Origin of the sequence: Gluconacetobacter dulcium, from assembly GCF_014174165.1 — a bacterium.
Taxonomy (GTDB): Bacteria; Pseudomonadota; Alphaproteobacteria; order Acetobacterales; family Acetobacteraceae; genus Gluconacetobacter; species Gluconacetobacter dulcium.
The window spans coordinates 90,708-113,952 of record NZ_JABEQN010000006.1 but is presented as its reverse complement, the minus strand read 5'-3'; the positions used below and the strand labels follow the sequence as shown (position 1 = coordinate 113,952).

The following is a 23,245-nucleotide window of genomic DNA, read 5'->3' as shown; positions in this document are numbered from 1 at the left end:
GGCAGGGAACGATGTCGCTTTCTGATCCGTTGGGTGATATGCTCACCCGGATCCGCAACGCGCAGCGCGCGCGTCATGCGGCCTGTGTCTCGCCGGCGTCGAAGCTGCGCGCGAATGTTCTCGAGGCCCTGCGCCGCGAGGGCTACATTCGTGGCTACGCCCAGGAAGAGGTGCGCAAGGGCATTGCCCAGCTGCGCATCGAGCTGAAATACCTGGATGGCGAGCCGGTCATCAAGGAGATCCACCGCGTGTCCAAGCCGGGCCGCCGGGTCTACTCGAAGATCAAGGAATTGCCGCGGGTCTATGCCGGCCTGGGCGTTTCGATCCTGTCGACGCCGCGTGGCGTCCTGTCCGATGCGGAAGCCCGCGCTGCCAATGTTGGCGGCGAGGTCCTCTGCCGCGTGTTCTGAGGAGGGATACATGTCGCGTGTAGGCAAATATCCCGTCGAAGTTCCGTCGGGCGTCCAGGTCTCGATCGTCGATGGCGTGTTCGTGGCCAAGGGCAAGTTGGGCGAGCTGAAGCTGCCGCTGTCCTCGCATGTCGAAACCGAAATCACCGACAACAAGGTTGCGGTTCGTCCGGTCGGCACCCAGGCGCAGGCCCGGATGATGTGGGGCACCACGCGCGCGCTGGTGGCCAGCATGGTCAAGGGCGTGTCCGTGGGCTTCTCCAAGACCCTGGAAGTGACCGGCACCGGCTATCGCGCCGCCGTGCAGGGTAGCAACCTGGTCATGAACCTCGGCTATTCGCATGACATCGTCTATGCGATTCCGCCGGGCATCAAGATCTCGACGCCGCGTCCGACCGCCATCGTGGTCGAAGGCGTGGACAAGCAGCGGGTTGGTCAGGTTGCGCTGGATATCCGCAGCTTCCGCAAGCCCGAGCCTTACAAGGGCAAGGGCGTCCGCTACGACACCGAGACCATCCGTCGCAAGGAAGGCAAGAAGAAGTAATGAGCACGCAGCAGGATCTGCGGGAGCGTCGGCGTCAGCGTCTGCGCTTCCAGCTTCGCCGCAAGGGCGGCGGGCGTCCGCGCCTGTCGGTGTTCCGGTCAGGCAAGAACATCTACGCCCAGGTCATCGACGATGCCGCCGGACGTACGCTTGCCGCCGCTTCGAGCCTGGACAAGGCGCTGCGCGAGCAGCTGAAGACCGGTGCCGATTCCGACGCGGCGACGGCGGTTGGCAAGCTGGTTGCCGAGCGCGCGGTCGCGGCCGGCGTGACGCAGGTGGTCTTCGACCGCGGTTCGTATCTGTATCATGGGCGTATCAAAGCCCTGGCGGAGGCTGCCCGCGAGGGTGGTCTCGCCTTCTAAGGAAAGGGGCACGCAATGGCACGTGAACCGAGAGAAGGCGGCCGGGGTGGCCGCGAGCGTGAGCGCGAAGGCGACGATCTGGTCGACAAGCTCGTCACGATCAACCGCGTTGCGAAGGTCGTAAAAGGCGGCCGTCGTTTTGCTTTTGCCGCGCTGGTCGTGGTGGGTGACCAGAAGGGTCGTGTCGGCTACGGCGCCGGCAAGGCCCGCGAGGTGCCCGAAGCGATCCGCAAGGCGACCGAGCGCGCCAAGCGCACGATGATCCGCGTTCCGATGAAGGAGGGTCGTACTCTCCATCATGACGTCGCCGGTCATTTCGGCGCTGGTAAGGTGGTGCTTCGTTCGGCTGACGCCGGCACGGGTATCATCGCCGGTGGCCCGATGCGCGCTGTGTTCGAGAGCCTGGGCATCAATGACGTGGTGGCCAAGTCGCTCGGCACCCGGAACCCGCATAACATGGTCAAGGCGACCTTCGATGCGCTGGAGCGTTGCGCCAGCCCGCGTTCGGTAGCTAACCGCCGCGGCAAGAAGGTGTCCGACATCCTGGGGCGCCGCGAGGTGGCTGGTGCGGCGGAGGTGAACGCCGATGTCTGAGGGCAAAACCGTTCGCGTCACGCAGGTGGCGTCGGGTAACGGCCGCAAGCCGGGCCAGCAGGCAACGCTGGTCGGACTCGGCCTCAACAAGATCGGCCGCACGCGGGAACTGGAGGATACACCTTCGGTTCGCGGCATGATCACCAAGGTGGCCCACCTCGTGAAGGTGGAGGATTGAGATGAACCTCAACGAACTGCGCGATAACGAGGGCTCTCGTTATCGCAAGAAGCGTCTGGGTCGCGGCATTGGGTCCGGCAAGGGCAAGACGTCGGGTAAGGGCGTGAAGGGCCAGAAGGCGCGTGAGGGCGTGTCTCTCAACGGCTTCGAGGGCGGTCAGCTTCCGCTGTATCGCCGTCTGCCGAAGCGCGGCTTCAAGAACATCTTCCGCAAGGTCTACGCTCCGGTGAACCTGGGTGCGCTGGACCAGGCAATCGAAGCTGGCAAGATTGATGCCGGTGCGACGGTGACCGAGGATGTGCTGCGCGCGGCCGGCCTGGTCGGCTCGGGCAAGTTTGCCGGCGTCCGCCTGCTGGCGAAGGGCGAGCTGGCCCGTGCCGTGACCATCGAGGTCGCTGGTGCGTCGGCTACCGCGATCGCGGCAGTCGAGAAGGCCGGTGGAACCGTTCGGGTTGCCAAAGCGGCGCAGGACGAGGCCACGGCTTCGGCTTGAGCCGGATTCCGGGACGGCATGCCCGTCAAGCCGTCCCGGATCGGCCCCGGCGTTGTCTCTTGCGTTGGTGCAAGACGACGCCTTACACTCTTTGCTGAAGTGTCATGACAGCGTCCCGTTTCGTGCGGTGACGCTGTTGTTGTTGAAAGGGACGGGCGCATGGCCTCCGCGGCCGAGCAGCTGGCTGCCAATCTGAATTTCAGCTCCTTCGCCAATGCGACGGAGTTGAAGAAACGAATCTGGTTCACCCTCGGGGCGTTGATCGTCTACCGTCTGGGTACCTATATTCCGGTTCCCGGCGTCGACGCGACGGTCATGGGCCAGCTTCTGGCGCAGCACCAGGGCGGTATCCTGGGAATGTTCGACATGTTCACCGGCGGTGCGCTCGGTCGTATGACCGTCTTCGCCCTGAATATCATGCCGTATATCAGCGCCTCGATCATTGTGCAGCTGATGTCCTCGGCGATTCCCGCGCTTGAAAACCTGAAGAAGGAAGGCGAGCAGGGGCGGCGCAAGCTGAACGAATATACCCGCTACCTGACTGTGCTGATCGCGCTGTTCCAGGCCTATGGCATCGCCGTAGGACTCGAGAACATGCACAGCGCAGCAGGGTCGGCGGTGATCGCGCCCGGCATGTTTTTCATCGTGTCGTGCGTGGTGACGCTACTGGGCGGCACGATGTTCCTGATGTGGCTTGGTGAGCAGATCACATCCCGCGGTGTGGGCAATGGCATTTCGCTGATCATCTTCGCCGGTATCGTGGCTAACTTGCCGCATGCGTTGGCCAGCCTGTTCCAGCTTGGCTATACGGGCGCCCTGTCGCCCTTCTTCGTGCTGGTCTTCCTGGTGCTGGCGGCGATAACCATCGCCTTCATCGTCTTCATGGAGCAGGCGCAGCGCCGGGTGGTGATCCAGTATCCCAAGCGGCAGGTCGGTCAGCGCATCTACGGCGGCGACTCCACCCATATGCCGCTGAAGGTGAATACTGCCGGTGTGATTCCGCCGATTTTCGCCTCATCGGTGCTGCTGATTCCGGTGACGATCGCTGGTTTTATGAACAGTGCGTCGATGCCCGGATGGCTTTCGTTCCTCGGGCAGGAACTGGGGCAAGGGCAACCGCTTTATATGCTGTTCTATGCGGCCATGATCGTCTTCTTCTCGTATTTTTATGCGGCGGTGACGTTCAATCCGCAGGAAACGGCCGATAATCTGCGTAAGCAGGGTGGCTTCATTCCGGGCATCAGGCCGGGTGCGAACACGGCGGCTTATTTTGATCGGATTCTGACGCGATTGACGACGATCGGTGCCGCCTACCTGGTGGCGGTGTGTCTGCTGCCGCAGATTCTGATCAGTCATTATAACGTGCCGTTCTATTTCGGCGGGACCAGCTTGATCATCATCGTATCAGTGACCATCGACACCGTGACGCAGATCCAGTCCCACCTGGTGGCTCACCAGTACCAGGGGCTGATGCGGCGGGCGCGTGGGAAAGGCAGGGGTCGGTGAACGTCATATTTCTTGGGCCTCCTGGGGCCGGCAAGGGAACCCAGTCCAAGCGACTGGAAGCGCGCTACGGTATCGCGCAGATCTCGACGGGGGACATGCTGCGCGCCGAGGTGGCAGCAGGAACTCCGATCGGCCAGGAAGCAAAGGCACTGATGGATTCGGGGCAACTCGTCCCCGATGACGTGATCATCGCGATGCTCGAATCGCGCATCGCGCAGCCTGATTGCGCCAAGGGATTCATTCTCGATGGATTCCCCCGGACAGCGGGCCAGGCTGAGGCATTGGATTCGATGCTGAAGCGGCGCGGGGCGCGAATCGACGTCGTGCTGTTTCTTGAGGTCGATGAAAATGCGCTGGCGGACCGGATCGCCGGCCGCTTCACCTGCGGTACCTGCGGGACAGGGTATAACGACCTGTTCAAGAAGCCGAAGGTCGAGGGCACATGTGATGTCTGTGGCGGGCATTATTTTGTCCGCCGCGAGGACGACCGGCGTGAGACCGTTGCCGCCCGTCTGGCCGCCTACCGCGAGCAGACGGCGCCTATCCTGCCGTATTACGAGGCCGAAGGGCGCCTGTACCCGGTGGACGGCATGGCCGATATCGACACGGTGACTGAGCAGGTCTTCAAAATCATGGATGGCATCACGAAAAAGTGATCGTTATTCATTGACTCAAAAGGGCGCGCGGGTATATTGCGCGCCCTCAAGGTATCGGCTCCCGTGCCCGACTGGCGCGGAGAGCAGAGATCACGAATCCGATTGATGATGGGGTTGACCGGCGGTGCCGGCACGTTCACGACGCTCCGGCTTGCCGGTGGTGTGGAAAAGCCCCGGCGACGATCTTAAGGGCCCGAGTAACGCGGGCGGACGAGGAGTAAGTGGCGTGGCGCGTATTGCCGGCGTGAACATCCCAACCAACAAGCGGGTGACGATTGGCCTGCGTTATATTTATGGCATTGGTCCGACCAAGGCCGAGCAGATCTGCCAGCAGCTCGAGATTCCGGCCGAGCGCCGGGTGAACGAGCTGTCGGACGACGAGATCCTGAAGATCCGTGAGCTGATTGACAGCGAATACCGGGTCGAAGGCGATCTTCGTCGCGAAGTGGCGATGAACATCAAGCGCCTGATGGACCTGGGTTGCTACCGTGGCCTGCGTCACCGTCGCGGTCTTCCGGTCCGTGGCCAGCGGACGCACACCAATGCCCGTACCCGCAAGGGTAAGGCGGTGGCGATCGCCGGTAAGAAGAAGGCTACCCGCTAAGCGGCTCCAGCCGCATTCGCGGCCAGCACCGGGTGTCCCTGGTTACAATCTCCAGGGGTATCCGACGCGGCTCGCGTTGATGAACAGACAGGACCAGGAAGACTATGGCGAAGGCTGCAGCTCCGCGTATTCGGAAGAAAGAGCGGAAGAACATTATCTCGGGGGTGGCGCATGTGCTCTCCACCTTCAACAACACGATGATCACGATCTCCGATGCCCAGGGCAACGCGATCGCGTGGTCTTCCGCTGGTGCTCAGGGCTTCAAGGGCTCGCGCAAATCCACCCCGTACGCGGCGCAGGTCGCCGCCGAGGATGCTGGCCGCAAGGCGCGTGAGCACGGCATGGAGACGCTGGAGATCGAAGTGTCGGGTCCGGGTTCGGGGCGTGAGAGCGCATTGCGCGCGTTGCAGGCGGTCGGGTTCTCGATCACCTCGATCCGCGACATGACGCCGGTGCCGCATAACGGTTGCCGTCCGCGCAAGCGTCGTCGCGTCTGATCGTCAGGCTCGGATTCGTTTTCTGCCGGCCTCGTGCTGGCGGGGTTGAGTGTCATCAGGCACCCGGTCGCACGGGTGCCGTCTGCCTTGGTGCAGATCAGTTTTGAAAGGCCATCAACTTGGTCCTCCAGAAAAACTGGCAATCTCTGATCAAGCCGGAGAAGCTGGAAGTCGAGCCGGGCGGCCAGCCGTTGCGCACAGCGACTGTGGTGGCGGAACCGCTCGAGCGTGGCTTCGGCATGACGCTCGGCAATGCTATCCGGCGCGTGCTGCTGTCCTCCCTTCAGGGGGCTGCGGTAACGGCGATCCAGATCGACGGCGTGTTGCATGAGTTCTCGTCGGTGGCCGGCGTCCGCGAGGACGTGACGGACATCGTCCTGAACATCAAGCAGCTTGCCTTGCGGATGCATGGCGAAGGCCCGAAGCGCATGGTGCTGACGGCCACCGGACCGGGAGAAGTGCGCGCGGGCCAGATCCAGACCGGCCACGATATCGAGGTGATGAACCCTGATCTCGTGATCTGCACCCTCGATGAGGGCGTGAAGTTCGGGATGGAGTTCACGGTGAATCTGGGCAAGGGCTACGTTCCCGCGGCGGCCAACCGCCCCGAGGATGCGCCGATTGGCCTGATTCCGGTGGACGCGATCTATTCGCCGGTGCAGCGCGTGTCCTACAAGGTCGAGCCGACCCGCGTGGGGCAGGTGACCGACTATGACCGGCTTCTGCTGACGGTCGAGACGAACGGTGCGGTGACGCCCGAGGATGCGGTGGCTCTGGCCGCCCGGATCCTGCAGGACCAGCTCCAGCTGTTCATCAATTTCGACGAACCGCGCCCGGTCCGGACCGAAGAGCCGCAGGACGACCTGCCGTTCAATCGGAACCTGCTGCGCAAGGTCGACGAACTGGAACTGTCGGTTCGCAGTGCCAACTGCCTGAAGAACGACAATATCGTCTATATCGGCGATCTGGTGCAGAAGACCGAGCAGGAGATGCTGCGGACGCCGAATTTCGGCCGCAAGTCTCTGAACGAGATCAAGGAAGTCCTGACGTCGATGGGGCTCTCCCTTGGTATGAACGTCCCGGCCTGGCCGCCGGAAAATATCGAAGACCTGGCCAAGAGGCTCGACGAGCCCTTCTGACCGGAAAGACAGGAAGACTTTATCATGCGTCACGGTGTTGCCGGCCGGAAGCTCGGCGTTACCTCCACCCATCGCGCCGCCATGTTCCGCAACATGGCTGTCGCGCTGATCAAGCACGAGCAGATCACCACGACTCTGCCCAAGGCGAAGGAGCTTCGTCCTGTGGTCGAGAAGCTGATCACGCTCGGCAAGCGCGGCGACCTGCACGCCCGCCGTCAGGCCTATGCGCAGCTCCGTGACGACGTGATCGTCTCCAAGCTGTTCGCGGCCGTGGCTGATCGCTACAAGGCCCGTAACGGTGGTTATATCCGCGTCCTGCGCGCGGGTATCCGTCACGGCGACGCTGCCGACATGGCGGTGATCGAACTGGTGGATCGCGATGTGTCCGCCAAGGGCCAAGATAGCGGCCCGCGTCCGGAAGTCGTTTCCGACGAGGGGCTGGCAGCGTAAGTTTTACGCTCTGGCTTTATGAAAAGACCCGGCCTTTTGGCCGGGTTTTTTTATCTCTGAACGGCGGGGAGGGGTAGGCGGTTCCACCTCCGGCATGGGGAAAATCTGCTTCGGAGACGATAGAAGCTTCAGTTCATAGCTCCCTGTCGTCTCCGGCACGAAAATAAATTGTTTCAGATAAGATAAAAAGTCGCGCCGTGGCGTTGCCCTCGCATGGCAGGAAAGCACGCAGCATGATGGCCCTGATACGCCAAAGGCTGGCGGAGAGAGGGGGATGGCTTCGACTGGCAGCGACGTGCGCGGTGCCCGGTCTGCTCGCGTTGGCCTTCGTCCTGGCGGCAGGGTGGCTGACGCCGGGCCGGCTTACTTCCGGCACGTTCATGCGGACCTTCCAAATGGTGGATGGGCCGCATCCAGGCTTTCGGCGTAACCATGCCAAGGGCATCTGCGTGACGGGATGGTTCGATGGAAGCGGGGAGGCGGCACAGCTTTCCCGTGCCGCGCTGTTTACCCGGGAACGGTCTCCGGTCGTCGGCCGATTCGCGCTGGCTGGGGGGATGCCATTTCAGGACGACACACCTGAGAAGGTCCGCAGCCTCGCGCTCAGGATCATGCCGACGCATAGCGGCGAATGGCGTATGGGACTCAACAATATTCCCGTCTTTCCCGTGCGGAATGCTGCCGATTTCAACGACTTTCTGCTGGCATCGCGCCCCGATCCACAGACGCACCGGCCTGATGTGGCCCGCATCACGGCCTTTGTGGCACGGCATCCGGAAACGCAGCGCGCACTGGCATTGCTGAAGGCGCGCAAGCTGACTTCGGGTTTCGCGAACGATACTTATAACAGCCTGGACAGTTTCACTTTCGTGAATGCGCGGGGAACATCCATCCCTGTGCGTTGGGCAATGATTCCCGAGCAGCAGGCGTTTCCCGCAGCCGCGCAAGGGGCAGGGCGCGATTATCTGTTTGATGACCTGATCGACGTATTGGCGCGCATGCCGTTGCGTTGGCATCTGGTCGTGACCGTCGGCGGCGCCGGAGATGTCACGGCCGACCCGACGGTGCCGTGGCCGGCCGGTCGGCGACAGGTCGATGCGGGAACGCTGACGCTGGTTCGGGCAGAGAGTGAGGATGGCGGCCCCTGCAAAGGCATCACATACGATCCGTTGATTCTGCCCGGGGGCATCGCCCCGTCAGACGATCCGATCCCTGCGGCACGATCAGTCGTCTATGCCCGTTCCTTCGTCCTGCGTTCAGGTGAGCCGGAAACCACGAGCGCCATCAGCAGGGCCGCTATCCGATCGGGAGACCAGTGATGCGTCCGATCGAGCATTTCCCGCTTTTCGCCCGAATTCTGCATTGGCTGATGGCCGCGATGATCCTGGTAATGCTCTTCATCGGCATCATCATGGTGTCGACGGTGGAGCCAGCCTATCATCGGCTGATTGATCTGCATCGCCCGCTCGGGATATGCATCCTGCTACTGGCTGTGGTCCGGCTGGTCAATCGACTGCTGATGCGCATTCCGCCCCTGCCGGAGACATTGCCGCCGGCCCTGCGCTTGGCTGCGCGAACGTCGCATATCGTACTCTATGCCCTGATGATCGCCATGCCGCTTGTGGGATGGGGCATGCTGTCGGCCGAGGCATATCCGGTGGTGATGTGGTCGGACTTCGCGCTGCCGCCCATCCTGCCGCATGACCCGACCCTGTTTGCGATTTTGCGCGGCCTGCACACATGGCTGGCGCTTACCCTGTTCGGTGCCGTCCTGGTCCATCTCGCGGCGGCGCTGATGCACGGGTTGCTGCTGCGCGACGATGTTCTGCCCAGTATGACGGGCGGTCGGCGCCACAGGGCGGTGGACGACCCAGCCTCCTAGCCCGGCTTGACGGGTGTATAATGTGCGCCGGGCGCGATCGCGGTGACGTAGGGGCCGGTCCAGTCCCGTGTGAAGATCCGGTTCAGGGTCGCGGCCGGGTTGTGACCATGGACGAAGATCGAGGCATCGACTGTGGTGTTGAAATAGCTCCATTCCCAGTTGCCGGTGCCGATGAAGATGGCATCGTCGTCGGCAACGGCATATTTGCAATGCTCGACACGGGCGAAGGGAATGAATCCGCTACTGGCTTGGGGAACAGTGCTGAATTTCACTTCGATATTCGGCATGGCGGCCAGGCTCTTCAGATAGGACTGCATCGGCTCGTTCAGCGCCCAGTTCGACACGATGATCTGCACCGATACGCCACGGGCCGCTGCATCGCGCAGTGCCGTATCCAGTGCAGGCCAATATCCTTTTGGGCCGTAATGTTTCAGAGCATTCAGCGTCAGGACCTGAAGCCGGAAGACATGCCGGGCCGCATGGATCATCGTCACCAGCGACGGTTCTTCCGCCGTCAGCGTGGTCGGCATCATCATCGGCGGGCTGAAGGCGGGGAAGGCGATCACACTTTCCCCGCCTGGCTCGCGCAGCATGGCCGGGGCGAAACCGGTCGCGATCGGCCGCTCGGCCGGCGGCTGCATGCGCATCTGGGGCAGGGTTCGGCCGCCGCCCAATGCCCACAGTGTGTCGAACGCGCTTTCGAAACTGCCGGCGATGGCAGTGTCCTCGATCGCAGCACCGATCTCGTGGATTTCCTCCAGTGCCCGCCAGTCCCAGTTCTGGCTGCCGACGAATACCTGCCGCCCATCGATGATCATGAATTTGGCGTGCAGTACACCGCCCGTCAGGCGCTGGGTCGGCAGGGTTTCGATCTGGATGTTATGGATGGGCTTCAGCCGTTCCAGAACTGGCGCCGTCTCTTTCAGGAAACTGTCATCCACCACCAGGCGAACCTGGATACCGGCGTCGGCGCGTTCGATCAGCGCCTCGATAACGGCGGACATCGCGCGGCCGGGTTTATCGGCAATATAGAACTGCGCCACGTCGATCGTGTGGCGGGCATGACGGATCATGTCCAGCCAGACTGGCTGGGTGCGCGGAACGCCGGGTTCTCCATAGATGCTTTCTTCCGGCACGCTTTCGACGATTCGGAAGGTCGGGGCCGCACTCTCGGCCCATGCTGCGTGGACCGAAAGAGAGAAGGACGCGAGAAGGGCGAGAAGGCCGACCCCATTCCGAAACCGGAAGGTAGAAGATGTCTCGGCCATATCCTGCTCCAATCATGTTCCGGGCAGGGGCGTCACGTCGCGCCGTCTCGCCAGTGGCTGGCATTCTGATCATGGGCGGCCAACCCGGCAAGTCGGGTCGTTACCCGCTCGTATGGAAAATCTGCGGAAAGTCTGGTGATATTGGCTGCTTGCTGATAAAATGCCTAACCCACGCCCGTTCAGTACCGAAACTTGATGACGATCCGGACCTCGCACCTCCGGGACAGGGCTTCATCGCGACAGGGTGTTCGTCACCCTGACATTCGGTACCGAGGGAGCCGTCATGACGGTCGATCTGCTGATCAGGGATGCTTTTCTTTATATTGATCGCGACTGGGAAGTGGCGAATGGCTGGCTGGCGATCAAGGACGGTCGCGTCCATGGTATCGGCGACCGGGTTGAGGACGCGCCGGCTGCACGATCGGTCATTTCGGCGCACGGGCGGTTGGTCACGCCCGGACTCGTCAATGCGCATCACCATATGTATCAGAACCTGACCCGGGCCTACGCCCCGGTGACGAACGGCACGCTGTTCGAATGGCTCAAAGGCCTCTATCCGCTTTGGGCCGATCTGGATGAAGAGTCGGTCTATCTCTCGACCTGCGTGGCTATGGTCGAACTGCTGATGGGCGGCTGTACGACCTCCATGGACCATATGTATGTCCATCCCCGGCCGTTCCTGATCGATGCGCAGTTTCGCGCGGCGCGCGACATCGGGTTTCGCTTCCACGCCACGCGCGGGTCGATGACGCGATCGGTCGAGGATGGCGGGCTACCGCCGGCCTCGGTGGTGCAGGATGAAGATACGATCCTGGCCGACAGCGAACGGCTGGTGGGGGCCTTCCACGATCCGGCACCGGGTGCGATGGGCCGGGTGGCGCTGGCCCCCTGTTCGCTGTTCAGCGTATCGGAACGGATCATGACGGAATCAGCGCGTCTGGCCGAAAAGCACGATCTGCGCCTGCATACCCACTTGGCGGAAGATCCCGATGAAGACGCCTATTGTGCCGAAATCTACGGCTGCACGCCGACCGAATATTTCGAGCGTGTCGGCTGGGCCAGCCCACGTTCGTGGGTAGCGCATTATATCTACCCCACGGGTGACGAGATCGACCGTCTGGCCCATGCCGGCGTCTGTACGGCGCAATGTCCCTGTTCAAACATGATGATCGGCGGCGGCACGGCCGATGCGATGGACATGCGGCGACGTGGCATGCGCGTCGGTCTGGGGTGTGACGGGTCGGCGTCGACCGATCATGCGTCGATGTGGCTGGAAACCCGCATGGCGATGCTGCTGGGTCGGTTCCGGCATGGTCCGCACGCCATGTCTGCGCGCGATGCGCTGGACATGGCGACGCGCGGCGGCGCCGCCTGTCTGGGCTGGGAGGACGAGATCGGGCATCTGCGGCCCGGTGCCTGCGCCGATCTGGTTATCTGGTCGATATCCGAGGTCGCGGCTGCCGGTGCGTTAAGCGATCCGGTCGAGGCGTGGCTGCGCTGTGCGCCGGCCGTGGCGGGCACCACCATCGTCAATGGAAAGGTACTGGTGTCCGATGGCGTACCTGTGCTGGCCAATCTGGGCGACATCCTGCGCGATCATGCGCGGGAGGCGAGGCGGATACAGCGGCTCGGGACGTGAGCAGGGTATCTTCTTTTTTCTGAAGAAAAAGAAGCAAAAAAGCTTCGCCATTCGGGGCCATCGTCTGTTCCCCGGCCGAAGGCTCCAGGGCAGATCAGAACAAACGCCCATGCGTCTGTTAACATCTTACGGTCTCTTGTTCGTTTCGCCCCCGATGGTACCGTGCCCCCAGATAGTGAGGTGACAGATGAACGGAAAAGGACACGGTCCAAAGGTTCTTGCCGCAGTCGGGATGCTGGCGGCGGCCTTGTGGTCCGGTAGCGGGGCGCGCGCCGATACGGTGCCGGTAATGGTCATTCACGGTGGTGCGGGAGTGATCAAGGCCGACATGTCGATCGAGCGTCAGCAGATCGTGAAGGCAGCGCTGGGACGCGCCTTGCAGGCAGGGTATGCGGTCCTGAAGGCCGGTCAACCGGCGAAAGACGCCGTGGTCGCCGCGATCCAGGTGCTGGAGGACGACCCGAACTTCAATGCCGGCAAGGGTGCCGTCTTTACGCATGATGGGCATAACGAGATGGATGCCGCGATCATGGACGGGGCAACGCTGCAGGCCGGCGCGGTTGCCGGCGTGTCGCACGTGCGCAACCCGATCACGCTGGCCCGCGCCGTCATGGAGCAATCGAAGCATGTGCTGCTGATCGGTGCGGGGGCGGAGGCATTCGCCCAAGCCCGGAAGATCCCGCTGGTGGATCCTTCTTATTTCTGGACCCAGTATCGGTGGAACCAGTTGCAGAAGGCGCTGAAGGAAGACGCGGCGCACACCCAGCATGCCGACGAGACGACCGACCGCCATTTCGGTACGGTCGGCGCGGTGGCGCTGGATCACGCGGGACATCTGGCGGCTGGAACGTCGACTGGCGGCATGACCGACAAATTGTGGGGCCGGGTGGGCGATTCGCCGCTGATCGGGGCCGGGACCTATGCCAATGCCGGCTGCGCGATGTCCGGTACCGGATGGGGCGAGTTCTATATCCGCACCGTCGCGGCGCACGAGATCTGCATGCGCGTGACCGCGATGCATGAAACTCTGAATCATGCGGCACAGGATGTCATCAACCGCGAAATTCCGGCGCTGGGCGGCGATGGCGGCGCAATCCTGGTCGATGCGCAGGGAAATATCGCGATGCCGTTCAATACCAGCGGCATGTATCGGGCCTGGGTGGGGCGCGACGGCGTGTCGCATGTCGAGATTTTCGGCAACGGCAAGACGTAGGGGGCGTGCCGGTCATTAAGGCCGGCACGCCCATGGCCGACGCTGCTTACGGTGCCGCGTTGGCCGCGAACAGGGCGGATATGGCGGTCGTCGCCTCGCCCTGAACGCGATGCAGATGGTCCTCGCTGACGAAGCTTTCGGCGTAGATCTTGTAGACTTCCTCGGTGCCCGAGGGACGGGCGGCGAACCAGCCATTCTCCGCCACCACCTTCAGCCCGCCGATTTCGGCGTTGTTGCCGGGCGCGCGGGTCAGGGTGGCGCGGATTGGCTCGCCACCCAGTTCGTGCAGCCCGACCTGCTCGGGCGTCAGCGATTTCAGCAGCGCCTTCTGTGGTGCCGTGGCCGGGGCGTCGATCCGCGCGTAATAGGGCGTGCCGAGTTCGGCGGTCAGCTTGCGATAGGCGACACCGGGATGGTGGCCGGTGCGGGCGGTGATTTCGGCGGCAAGCAGGCCGAGGATGATGCCGTCCTTGTCGGTGGTCCACGCGGTGCCGTCCTTGCGCAGAAACGACGCGCCGGCGCTTTCCTCACCTGCGAAGCCGAAGCCGCCGTCGATCAGTCCCGCGACGAACCATTTGAAGCCCACGGGAACTTCGACCAGCCGACGGCCCAGCCGGGCGGTGACGCGATCGATCAGGCTGCTGCTGACCACCGTCTTGCCCACCGCCGCCTGGGTGCTCCAGCCGGGGCGGTTGGCGAACAGATAGTCGATGGCGGTGGCCAGATAGTGGTTCGGGTTCATCAGCCCGTCGGTGCCAGCGACGATGCCGTGCCGGTCGGCATCGGTATCGTTGGCGAAAGCCACGTCAAAGCGGCTGCCCAGTTCGATCAGGCGCGCCATGGCGTAGGGCGAAGAGCAGTCCATGCGGATCTGCCCGTCCCAGTCGGCCGTCATGAAAGAGAATGTGGGGTCGACCACGGTGCTCACCACCGTGGCGTTGAGGCGATAGCGCTCGATGATCGGCTGCCAATAGGCCACGGCGGCCCCGCCCAGCGGGTCGATTCCGATCGCGACATCGGCGGCGCGGATGGCTTCCATGTCCAGCACCGCCCCCAGATCCTCGATATAGGGGGTCATATAGTCGTGCCGATGCACGCAGGCAGCCCGCAATGCCTGTTCATGCGGAATGCGGCGCACGCCCGCGAGGCCGGCCGCAAGGTAATCGTTGGCCGCGCGTTCGACGATTTTGGTGATATCGGTATCGGCCGGGCCGCCATGGGGCGGGTTGTATTTATAGCCGCCATCTTCCGGCGGATTGTGGGACGGCGTCACGACCACGCCATCGGCCAGACCACTGGTGCGTCCCCGGTTGTAGGTCAGGATGGCGTGAGAGATCACCGGAGTCGGGGTATAGCCACCCTGGGCGTCGATGAAGGTTTCCACCCCGTTGGCGGCGAAGACTTCCAGCGCCGATTCCAGCGCAGGCTTCGAGACCGCATGGGTGTCGATGCCGATGAAAAGCGGCCCGTTGATACCGGCGGAGGCGCGATAGTCGCACACGGCCTGGCTGACGGCGAGGATATGGGCTTCGTTGAAGCTGGTATGGAATGGCGAGCCCCGATGCCCAGAGGTGCCGAACGCGACGCGCTGGGCAGGGATGGCCGGGTCGGGTTTCAGATCGTAGTAGGCCGCAGTCAGTTTCGCGACGTCGATCAGGCGCGCGGGCGGAACCGGTTTGCCGGCCAATGGGCTGATCGTCACCATTCCTGTGTGTCCTTCCTGTATACGAAACCGTTCCGAACGCACCGCTTCCGGGCCAGACGGCCCGAAGGGTTTCCGTTGGGCGCATTCCTGCACGCCGACGAACAGGCTCCAGGGCCTGAACATAGGCGAGCGGACGATGCGCACAGGGCCGGGATGGAAGCGCTGTTTCTGAAACCGTCTCTAAGTGTCGTGCCTCCGTCGCATACTGGCGTGGCATCATTATGGAGCACGATCAAAACGCCTGCCGAAGCGTCGGGATGCGGTGCGTTACGGCAGGCGCTGGAAAAAAACGTGCGATCAGTGGCCGGCGGGGGCGCCGGGCGCGCTGGACGTGCCCGTGCCTTCATGCACGGTAGTCGACGGCGTGATCACGCGGTTCAGCACTTCGAACGACACGGCATCCATCGTCGTCACGTCGACGGTGTCGCCGACCTTCAAGGTGGGCAGCAGGGCCTGCATCGCCTTGGTGTGGACCGTGATCGTCTGGGTTGCGTTGTCGGGGCCGACGGTGGTGACGACGTGATGCGCCGCGTCGACCGCCGCGATCCGCACCCGCTTGCGGCGGAAGGAGACCATCATGCCGTGGGGATGGCGATTGGTCACACCATGCGCCGAGGTCACGGTCGATTCCGGCTGCGGGCTGTCGGCGGGCACGACATCGGCGCCGATGGTCTGGAAGAAGCGGATCTTGATCCGGTCGCCCGGCTGAATATGGGGCAGGTTATGGACGGTGCGGGGGATATCGACCGTGATCAGGCTGCCATCGCCGTCGCGCAGCAGTACTTCGCCCGAAGTGGGATCGATCGTCTCCACCGTCGCCTGGGTCACCTGGTTTCCGGTGATCACCGAAGCCTGGGCGTGGGCGCGCAGCGGCATGGCCAGTGCCAGGGCGACGACGGGCAGCAGCCGTGCCGACCGCGACAGGCGGTTGAGGAGGTGACGTGTGTTTGCGGGTGCCATCATGTCTGTTCCTGCTCTGTCATCCGATTTGGCGCGGCTTTGAAACTGATATTAAGAGACTGTTTTCAAAGTGTCGATGCCGGGCAGCAACCCGGCTCGGTTGCAGCGGGATGAAGAGGGAGGCGACATGGCGCGCTCGGTCACGATTTACGGCATCAAGGCCTGCGATACGATGAAGAAGGCGCGTGCGTGGCTGGACGCGCACGGCGTGGCCTACACGTTTCATGACTATAAGGCTGGCGGCATCGCGCGCCCGGTGCTGGAGGGCTGGGTCCGGCAGGCAGGATGGGAAATCCTGCTGAACCGTTCAGGCACCACGTTTCGCAAGCTGCCCGATTCCGACAAGGCCGACCTGAACGAGGCGCGGGCCGTCGATCTCATGCTGGCCCAGCCTTCGATGATCAAGCGCCCGGTACTGGATGTGGACGGCGCATTGACTGTAGGGTTCAAGCCCGAAATCTACGCCGCCATATTCGCGTGACTGGAACGGCGCGCCGGAGAAAGTCGGACGTGCCATTCCAGTCAGAGGAGCAGGTTAAAGTGTCGCGGCAACCGTCAGGCCGCGATTTCGAACCCGGCATCCTCGATAGCCATGCGCAGGGCGGCGGGCGAGGTGAAGGCGGGGTCGTAGCTGACCGTGGCCCGGCCAGGCTCCAGCGTGACCTCGGCGGCGGAAACGCCGTCGGTCTGCTCCAGCGCTTTCTTGACCGAGTTGACGCAGCCATTGCAGGTCATGCCCGTGACGTTCAGCGAGAGCGTTTCCATCGTTCTGTCTCCTTGAAGGGGTGATGTCGCCACCCTCTTTCAGCTATGCGCTGACTCGGGCTCGCGCAAGGATGGTTTTCTGTGATCGAGCCCAGCGTTCAAGAGGACCGCGACCGAATGGGCGCGACTCGCAACAGAACGTCCTTGGCATGTCGTCGGTCGCCTGTTCGCAAACCTCTCATTCGGCCGGGGCCGTGCGAGACTCGTCCACGAAGGTCTCGGTCGCGTCGTCGATGGCCCGGCTGCGGCGTCCGGCGGGTGTGTGGACATATAGCGCCTTGCGGTCGATCCGGTCCTCGGCTTCGGGCTGCATGGGCATTTCGTAGCGCGGCTTGCGGCGATGATCGGCCAGTTGCAGCTTGGGGTTGAAGACCGAATTGAACTTCCAGATCATGGTCAGGAAGTTGGTCTGCCCGCGCAGCGCCAGACGCAGGGCGAGGCCCAGCGTATCCTTGATCGCGTTCCAGCCCAGATGTTTCTGGTTGAGCACCTGCTGGGTTTTGACCAGTTCTTCGTAGAATTCCTCCAGCGGCAGGGTGGTGGGCAGCACCGCGTGCTGGATGTCGAACAGGCGATAATCCCGCGTCGTCAGGCGCCGGGCCTCGCGGTGCCAGATTTCCGTGCCCGGATAAGGCGTGGTGACCGAGATATTCACGATATCCGGAATCTCCAGGCACCATTGCCGGATGACTTCGAACCGCTGCCGGTCCCATGACGGATCGGCGATGAGGTTGATCGCGACGATCAGACCCAGAGAGCGGGCGAATTCAAGGGCTTCGAAATTCCGGTCCAGCGACACTCGCTTGCGGAAATGCTTCAGCCCTTCTTCGTCGACTGCCTCCATGCCGATGAAGATGTAGCTCAGGCCCAGTTCCTTCCAGAACTGGAAGACCTCCTTGTTCCGCAGCAGCACGTCGGCGCGGGTTTCCAGGTAATATTCCTTGCGGATACCGCGCCGCTTGATCTCCTCGCCGATTGCCATGCCATGTTCGGCGTGGACGAAAGCCACGTCGTCGACGATGAAGATGCCCGGTTCGCGGATCGCCTCCAGTTCGTCGGCGATCACGGCCGGGCTGGCGGTGCGGTAGGAGCGCCCGTAGAAGGTCCACGCGCTACAGAATGTGCAGTCCCACGGGCAGCCGCGCGCGAATTCAATCGACGCCGCCGGGTCGAGCGTGCCGATGAAGTATTTGCGGCGATGGCGCAGCAGGTCGCGTGCCGGGCGGATCGTGTCCAGCGACGGCACAAAGATCGGCGGCGGCCCTTCGCCCGTCAACGTCACCACGCCCGGTACGGTGGTGATGTCACCGCCCTCCTGGCGGGTGTCGAGCAACCGCCCCACAGTGGCGTCGCCTTCACCCTTCAGGACGCAGTCGATCGCCCCCTCGGCCAGTTCCAGGATGTCACGGGCGATGAACGAAACCGAGTGGCCGCCGACGAACAGGAACACGGTGGGCATCCGCGCGCGGGTCTCACGGCACAGATCGACGATCTCCGGCACGTTGGCCAGGTAGTTTCCGGAAAAACAGACGGCGTGGGGGCGGAAATTCTCGATCATGCGCCAGTAGTCGCGGTGAGTTTCCACCTGCAGGTCGATGATCTTCACGTCATGTCCGGCCTGGCGGGCCGCACCCGCAACCAGTTCCAGCCCCAGCGGCTCCAGCCGCAGGAAGACCTTGGTGTACATCAGGGCGCTGGGATGGACGGCGGGTATTCTCATTCTGACACCTCGTTTTTCGCCACCGAAGCGTGACGGAATGAAGTGATGGCCATATCGAAAGGATATGGCGGTGCGCAGGATCGGTTGTTTGTCGTGAACCGGAATATTTTTTTCCGATGGATCGCGTTTCGTCACCCTGATTGTGGGTGATGACACCTATGCATGAGAGGAATGAAGCCCTAATCAGAGCCGGTCCGTCTTTGATTATTGTCGTATTCGCTCAGGAGAACGGTTGTATATTATTGCGTTATCAATGGATCATCGGCGAATTCATGAGGGCGTGAACGAAGCATGCCGTTCTGTCATGCGCCCGGCGCCCTATCGCGGGCGGACGATCCATGGCAAGCTTATTTGGAACGAGGTGTCCCGATATGCGGTCCAGTCAGGCCGTGACGGACGCGACTCACGGTTATGGACGGTTCCGAAAGGAACAGCGGCGGTCGGAATGAAGCATAAGAACGGAACAGGTCTTGGTTGGGTTGCCGGTGCCGCGATCCTGCTGGCAGGATGTTCGTCGGAAATCGGGCGCCGCCCGATGGATTCCGATATCTCCTGCCTGCGGGCCCAGATGGGTGCCGAACTGAAGCTGAGTTTCCCGCTGGCGGCGAATACCTGCCAACGCATGACGGACCATAATTTCGTCATCGGCACGAAGAATCCCAAGCCGATCCCGCTGAACTTGCACGGTGCCCCGGACCTTCAGACCCTGGCAGACCAGTACGGCTATAGCTACACCCGCTGACGGCCGGCAACTCCGGCGCTCCTGCGCAGATTGAGAGAGCGGCAGGACATTCAGCTACCCGGTGAGGTTGCCGGTTGGAGTGCGACATCTGCCGGCAGAAGCGCCGGCGTGGCGTGGCGCAGCCGGTCGATCATCCCGCGGGCAATTTCACGCTCTCCCATAATGACGGTGTCGGCACCCAGCCGCGCAAGATGTTCGACTTCCGCGTCGGAGTGGGCACGTCCGACGATCAGGATCGACGGATTCAGCGCCCGGGCCTGTTCCACGACCTGCCCGGCTTCGAACGCTCCCGGAATGGCGACGACAATGCTCCGGGCTTGCGGGAGATTCGCAAGGCCAAGCACGTCGGGCGACGCGGCATTGCCGACGATAACCTCAATTCCCTGGGCCTCCAGTTGCGCAATACTCTGGTCTGCGTCCTCGATGACCAAAAAGGGCGTGCGCGATGCCAGCAGCGCGGAGACGACGATCCCGCCCACCCGCCCGTATCCTACTACCACCACATGACCCGTCAGGGCGGTCGGCAAGACGTCGCCTTCCCTAAGCGATCCCGTCTTCTCTGGTTCGAAGAGCGCTGTTTCGACAGGGAGAACTGATGCGGGCGAGAGCGGCCCGGTCGCGGCCCGAATGAGTCGGGCTTCAAACGCAGGTTTGAGGATACGCTCGCAGAAAGCAAAGCTCAGCGGGTTCAGGATGATGGAAATGATGGCGGCCGCCAGCACCAGGCTACGCCCCTCTTCCGGCAGTAGCTTCAGCGTGACACCCATGTCGGTGAGGATAAAGGAAAACTCCCCGATCTGTGCCAGGCTGGCCGATATGGTAAGCGCGATCAGCACTCCGCGTCGAAAGGCGATGACGATCAGAAACGCGGTGATCGATTTTGCGACCAGAATGATCGTAAGCGTCCCCAGCAGGGGCAGCGGGCTTTCGATGAGTGCCCTTGGGTCGAACAGCATGCCGACCGATACGAAGAACAGGACAGAGAACGCATCGCGCAGCGGCAGGCTCTCCTCCGCCGCACGCTGGCTGAGTTCGCTCTCCGACAGGATCGTGCCGGCGAAAAAGGCACCGAGCGCCAGCGAGACCCCGAACACTTTCGCCGCGCCGTAAGCCGTGCCGAGCGCGATGGCCAACACGCCGAGACGAAACAACTCGCGGGATCCGGTATACGCAATCCGATGCAGCAACCATGGAATAAACCGGCGGCCGATCAGCAGCATCACTGCCACGAAAGCCCCCAGTTTCAGCACCGTCAATGCGAGCACGCCGCCCAGTCCGGGATCGAAGCCCAGAAGACGCTCCATGAGCAGCACCAGCGGATCACGGACGACGCCCCCATGCCCGGCGGTGCTTGCAAGGGCAGGGATCAGCACCAGAGCAAGGACCGTCACCAAGTCCTCGACGATCAACCAGCCGACGGCAATCTGACCCCGTTCCGTGTCGATCAGGCGCCGCTCCTGTAGCGCCTTCAACAGTACGACGGTGGAAGCGACCGAGATGGCCAGCCCGAAGACGATGCCGCCAGCGGTCGACCACCCCATGGCAATGCCCAGCACCCAGCCGAGCACCGTGGCAACACCGATCTGCGCCAGCGCGCCCGGAATGGCGATAAAACGCACCGCCAGCAATTCTCTCATGGAGAAATGCAGGCCGACACCGAACATCAGCAGGATCACGCCGAGTTCAGCCAGTTCCGGCGCCAGGGATTGATTGGCCACGAAACCGGGCGTATGCGGCCCGACCAGAACCCCCGCGACCAGATAGCCGACAAGCGGCGGCATGCGCAGGCGGTTGGCGATAGCACCGAAAATGAATGCAAGAACGAGCCCCGCCACGATCGTGGAAATCAGGGGGGTGTCGTGCGGCATGGCTGATTTCTCCTGACGGGTGTCGGAACAACGGCCCGCCCCCTACCGGGGGTCGGGAAGAGAGAGTTTTTATTTTGAATGATTACTGCCGCGGTCAGAGCCGGCAGGCGGCCACGGTCATGACGCGCTGGAAGGCGCAATCGGTACGGCGCAGGAAGGTGGCTCTGCCGGGCAGAGGAGGCGCCGCGCCGTGAAACCGTCGCGCACTGGCAGGTTTGTCTCGGCCGGAACTGGCCCGTGGGCGAAGAAGACCCGGAACCTGTGATGTCAGGCCGGTGACCAGAATCGTGATCAGGGGGCTGACATGCGGCATGGGCCGGGAACTCCTCTTTCAAGGCGTGACAATGGCTTGTCCGCGCGTCGGGAGCACTCAATTTTTTAAGATGTTTTCGAGATGTTCGGTCTCCTGCTCGGGCGGTATCTGTCGGACGAACTGCCAAAAATATCAAATTGTTACAATGCGTTGCCTTACGGATGATATGCGAAAGACACAAAAACGGGCGTGCCGCACACGATGCGACACGCCGGTAGCGGCGAATGGGACGAAGAAAAGAAAAACGACGTTACAATAATAATCTTCAAAAACCGATTTTGGAATCGCGCTCATCGACACAATGATGCCCTTACGGGAAAGAGCGCGACCCACAGCCCGGCCGCGCATGGTCGCGGCAGCCGTCGTTTCAAAACATGTCAACGGCCACGGGATTTTCAGGTTTATCCGGCCATGTCAAAAAGTACTTTCGAGGCGTGTCGCCGGTCGATGGATGTCGTGAACGCCTCGTCGAATGCCGACAGCCCGAACCGATGGGTCACCAGCCCCTCCGCGATCCAGGGGGCGGTCGCCAGCAGGGTGAGCGCGGTGCCGAATTCCGCGTCGAAGCGAAATGACCCGCGATAATCCAGTTCCCGCGCGATGATCTGGCCGAGCGGGATGCCGACATCGCCGGGCGGAAACATACCGACCTGTACCAGAATGCCGCCCTTGGCGGTGCAGGCGATCGCCGTCGGCAACGCGCTGGCGGCTCCGGAGGCTTCGAACACAATGTCATGATCCGCCCGATAGGGCGTCGCAGCGGTATTGATGACGGATGTGGCGCCCATCCGGCGGGCGATCGACAGCGGAAAATCCTGAAGATCGGTGGCGACGATCGTCTCCGCGCCGGCGATCTTCAGCCCGGCCACGATCAGGGCTCCGATGGGGCCGGCGCCCTGAACCAGTATGGTCCTGCCACGGACCTCTCCCGCACGGGCAATGGCATGCAGCGCAACCGACAGTGGCTCGGCGAGGCAGGCGCTGCGAACGTCCAGGCCCGGCGGCAGCGGGTAGACCTGACTGGCCGCCACGGTCATCAGGCGCCGGAAGCCGCCATCCGTGTGGGGCAACATGGCGGCGCTGCCCAGAAAGCGCGTATCGCCGCACAGATGCCGCAGGCCACGCCGGCATTCGGGGCAGTCTCCACAGGGGCGGGCCGGATGAATTGCAACCGGCGCGCCCTGCACCAAGCCGCTTACGCCCGGACCCGTCCGTTCGACGAAGCCCGAGATTTCGTGGCCGAGAATCATGGGCTCGCGCAAAACGGAGGCACCTACTCCGCCATGTTTGAGATAATGCATGTCGGAGCCGCAGATCCCACCCCATGCGACCCGCACCGTCACCTCGCCGGTTCCAGGCGCGGTGACGGCTACCCTGTCCAGCCGCAGATCCTCCTTGGCATGGATCACCAGTGCTTCAGTTGTATATGCAGTGTCGGACATCGCGGCTGTACCCTGTTGTAAGAAAGGATTGCATCCCTGTGCAGGAATGAGAAGGGTCGGGAAGTTCGAGGCAGGTCGGCCGGATCGGGTGAATGATTTGCGGCCGATCCGCCTGATTGCTAACGCCCGAACGGCTTGCCGGATGCCATGCATCGGACCCCGCCTGGTCGTCCATGCGGAGGCGCGGGTGAAGCAGACCGTTCTGCCGGACAGCCCCGCGATCTGCCGCGTCTGCATCGTCGGTGGCGCGGCGGCATCGAAGGTCGTGAGAGAGTGCCTGTGCGAAATACGCAGG

Annotated in this window: 25 protein-coding genes; 18 read left to right on the top strand and 7 right to left on the bottom strand. The window is 62.8% G+C overall.

What is annotated here, in order from left to right; translation table 11 throughout:
• The first annotated feature begins 11 nt into the window (after positions 1-11).
• The 14 genes from rpsH (at position 12) to HLH25_RS06845 (ending at position 9,315) form a co-directional block, all read left to right on the top strand.
• On the top strand, positions 12-410 hold the full coding sequence (rpsH, locus tag HLH25_RS06910) for a 30S ribosomal protein S8 (protein ID WP_114727501.1): 399 nt from the start codon (positions 12-14) through the stop codon (positions 408-410).
• Positions 411-420: 10 nt separating this feature from the next.
• A complete protein-coding gene (gene rplF / locus HLH25_RS06905; protein ID WP_114727502.1) occupies positions 421-954 on the top strand; it encodes a 50S ribosomal protein L6 in 534 nt (177 codons plus the stop codon).
• Positions 954-1,316 (top strand): 50S ribosomal protein L18, encoded by a 363-nt coding sequence (rplR, locus tag HLH25_RS06900; protein ID WP_114727503.1) that lies wholly within the window; start codon positions 954-956, stop codon positions 1,314-1,316. The genes rplF and rplR overlap by 1 nt, the downstream gene beginning before the upstream one ends.
• 15 nt (positions 1,317-1,331) lie before the next feature.
• Complete coding sequence (gene rpsE, locus HLH25_RS06895) at positions 1,332-1,910, top strand: 30S ribosomal protein S5 (RefSeq protein ID WP_182973372.1); 579 nt, start codon at positions 1,332-1,334, stop codon at positions 1,908-1,910.
• Complete coding sequence (gene rpmD / locus HLH25_RS06890; RefSeq protein ID WP_114727505.1) at positions 1,903-2,088, top strand: 50S ribosomal protein L30; 186 nt, start codon at positions 1,903-1,905, stop codon at positions 2,086-2,088. Before rpsE ends, rpmD begins: the two co-directional genes overlap by 8 nt.
• Before the next feature lies 1 nt (position 2,089).
• A complete protein-coding gene (rplO, locus tag HLH25_RS06885) occupies positions 2,090-2,581 on the top strand; it encodes a 50S ribosomal protein L15 (RefSeq protein WP_182973371.1) in 492 nt (163 codons plus the stop codon).
• A 159-nt stretch (positions 2,582-2,740) separates the two neighbouring features.
• The gene (gene secY / locus HLH25_RS06880; protein ID WP_114727507.1) at positions 2,741-4,087 is read left to right on the top strand and encodes a preprotein translocase subunit SecY; all 1,347 of its coding nucleotides are present in this window, start codon (positions 2,741-2,743) and stop codon (positions 4,085-4,087) included.
• Entirely contained in the window at positions 4,084-4,743 is a 660-nt protein-coding gene (locus HLH25_RS06875) for an adenylate kinase (RefSeq protein WP_182973370.1), read from the top strand. Before secY ends, HLH25_RS06875 begins: the two co-directional genes overlap by 4 nt.
• A gap of 226 nt (positions 4,744-4,969) precedes the next feature.
• Positions 4,970-5,347 carry a 30S ribosomal protein S13 gene (rpsM, locus tag HLH25_RS06870; RefSeq protein WP_114727509.1) on the top strand — a complete coding sequence of 126 codons (378 nt, stop codon included), beginning with the start codon at positions 4,970-4,972 and terminating at the stop codon, positions 5,345-5,347.
• A 104-nt stretch (positions 5,348-5,451) separates the two neighbouring features.
• Entirely contained in the window at positions 5,452-5,844 is a 393-nt protein-coding gene (gene rpsK / locus HLH25_RS06865) for a 30S ribosomal protein S11 (protein ID WP_012227919.1), read from the top strand.
• Positions 5,845-5,963: 119 nt separating this feature from the next.
• Complete coding sequence (locus HLH25_RS06860) at positions 5,964-6,983, top strand: DNA-directed RNA polymerase subunit alpha (protein ID WP_114727510.1); 1,020 nt, start codon at positions 5,964-5,966, stop codon at positions 6,981-6,983.
• A gap of 24 nt (positions 6,984-7,007) precedes the next feature.
• The gene (gene rplQ / locus HLH25_RS06855; protein ID WP_182966078.1) at positions 7,008-7,433 is read left to right on the top strand and encodes a 50S ribosomal protein L17; all 426 of its coding nucleotides are present in this window, start codon (positions 7,008-7,010) and stop codon (positions 7,431-7,433) included.
• 233 nt (positions 7,434-7,666) lie between these two features.
• On the top strand, positions 7,667-8,752 hold the full coding sequence (locus HLH25_RS06850; protein WP_182973369.1) for a catalase family peroxidase: 1,086 nt from the start codon (positions 7,667-7,669) through the stop codon (positions 8,750-8,752).
• Complete coding sequence (locus HLH25_RS06845) at positions 8,752-9,315, top strand: cytochrome b (protein ID WP_182973368.1); 564 nt, start codon at positions 8,752-8,754, stop codon at positions 9,313-9,315. The genes HLH25_RS06850 and HLH25_RS06845 overlap by 1 nt, the downstream gene beginning before the upstream one ends.
• Here the strand turns inward: HLH25_RS06845 and HLH25_RS06840 are convergent.
• Positions 9,312-10,583, bottom strand: coding sequence for a phospholipase D-like domain-containing protein (locus HLH25_RS06840; RefSeq protein ID WP_182973367.1), 1,272 nt, complete (start codon positions 10,581-10,583; stop codon positions 9,312-9,314). The two genes, HLH25_RS06845 and HLH25_RS06840, sit on opposite strands and share 4 nt — an antisense overlap.
• Before the next feature lie 283 nt (positions 10,584-10,866).
• Between HLH25_RS06840 and HLH25_RS06835 the strand changes: the two genes are divergently transcribed.
• Together HLH25_RS06835 and HLH25_RS06830 are read left to right on the top strand one after the other, a co-directional pair.
• The gene (locus HLH25_RS06835; RefSeq protein WP_182973366.1) at positions 10,867-12,222 is read left to right on the top strand and encodes an 8-oxoguanine deaminase; all 1,356 of its coding nucleotides are present in this window, start codon (positions 10,867-10,869) and stop codon (positions 12,220-12,222) included.
• A gap of 187 nt (positions 12,223-12,409) precedes the next feature.
• The gene (locus HLH25_RS06830; protein WP_220791711.1) at positions 12,410-13,435 is read left to right on the top strand and encodes an isoaspartyl peptidase/L-asparaginase family protein; all 1,026 of its coding nucleotides are present in this window, start codon (positions 12,410-12,412) and stop codon (positions 13,433-13,435) included.
• A gap of 46 nt (positions 13,436-13,481) precedes the next feature.
• Here HLH25_RS06830 and pgm read toward each other — a convergent pair whose 3' ends face one another.
• Both pgm and HLH25_RS06820 read right to left on the bottom strand, forming a co-directional pair.
• Entirely contained in the window at positions 13,482-15,140 is a 1,659-nt protein-coding gene (pgm, locus tag HLH25_RS06825) for a phosphoglucomutase (alpha-D-glucose-1,6-bisphosphate-dependent) (RefSeq protein WP_182973365.1), read from the bottom strand.
• Between the two features lie 297 nt (positions 15,141-15,437).
• Complete coding sequence (locus tag HLH25_RS06820; RefSeq protein ID WP_246401552.1) at positions 15,438-16,103, bottom strand: preprotein translocase subunit YajC; 666 nt, start codon at positions 16,101-16,103, stop codon at positions 15,438-15,440.
• Between the two features lie 124 nt (positions 16,104-16,227).
• Between HLH25_RS06820 and HLH25_RS06815 the strand changes: the two genes are divergently transcribed.
• The gene (locus HLH25_RS06815; RefSeq protein ID WP_182973364.1) at positions 16,228-16,581 is read left to right on the top strand and encodes an ArsC family reductase; all 354 of its coding nucleotides are present in this window, start codon (positions 16,228-16,230) and stop codon (positions 16,579-16,581) included.
• Positions 16,582-16,655: 74 nt separating this feature from the next.
• Here HLH25_RS06815 and HLH25_RS06810 read toward each other — a convergent pair whose 3' ends face one another.
• Both HLH25_RS06810 and hpnR read right to left on the bottom strand, forming a co-directional pair.
• Positions 16,656-16,865: a heavy-metal-associated domain-containing protein gene (locus tag HLH25_RS06810; protein WP_114727516.1), complete on the bottom strand. Its 210-nt coding sequence runs from the start codon at positions 16,863-16,865 to the stop codon at positions 16,656-16,658.
• 178 nt (positions 16,866-17,043) lie between these two features.
• Positions 17,044-18,585, bottom strand: a complete 1,542-nt coding sequence (gene hpnR, locus HLH25_RS06805; protein ID WP_182973363.1) for a hopanoid C-3 methylase HpnR — start codon at positions 18,583-18,585, stop codon at positions 17,044-17,046.
• A 445-nt stretch (positions 18,586-19,030) separates the two neighbouring features.
• On the opposite strand from hpnR, the gene HLH25_RS06800 reads away from it, so the two are divergent.
• The gene (locus tag HLH25_RS06800) at positions 19,031-19,327 is read left to right on the top strand and encodes a hypothetical protein (protein WP_182973362.1); all 297 of its coding nucleotides are present in this window, start codon (positions 19,031-19,033) and stop codon (positions 19,325-19,327) included.
• 50 nt (positions 19,328-19,377) lie between these two features.
• On the opposite strand, the gene HLH25_RS06795 is transcribed toward HLH25_RS06800, so the two are convergent.
• Complete coding sequence (locus HLH25_RS06795) at positions 19,378-21,195, bottom strand: cation:proton antiporter domain-containing protein (RefSeq protein ID WP_182973361.1); 1,818 nt, start codon at positions 21,193-21,195, stop codon at positions 19,378-19,380.
• Between the two features lie 714 nt (positions 21,196-21,909).
• Positions 21,910-22,950 carry an L-idonate 5-dehydrogenase gene (locus HLH25_RS06790; protein WP_182973360.1) on the bottom strand — a complete coding sequence of 347 codons (1,041 nt, stop codon included), beginning with the start codon at positions 22,948-22,950 and terminating at the stop codon, positions 21,910-21,912.
• Between the last annotated feature and the right edge of the window lie 295 nt (positions 22,951-23,245).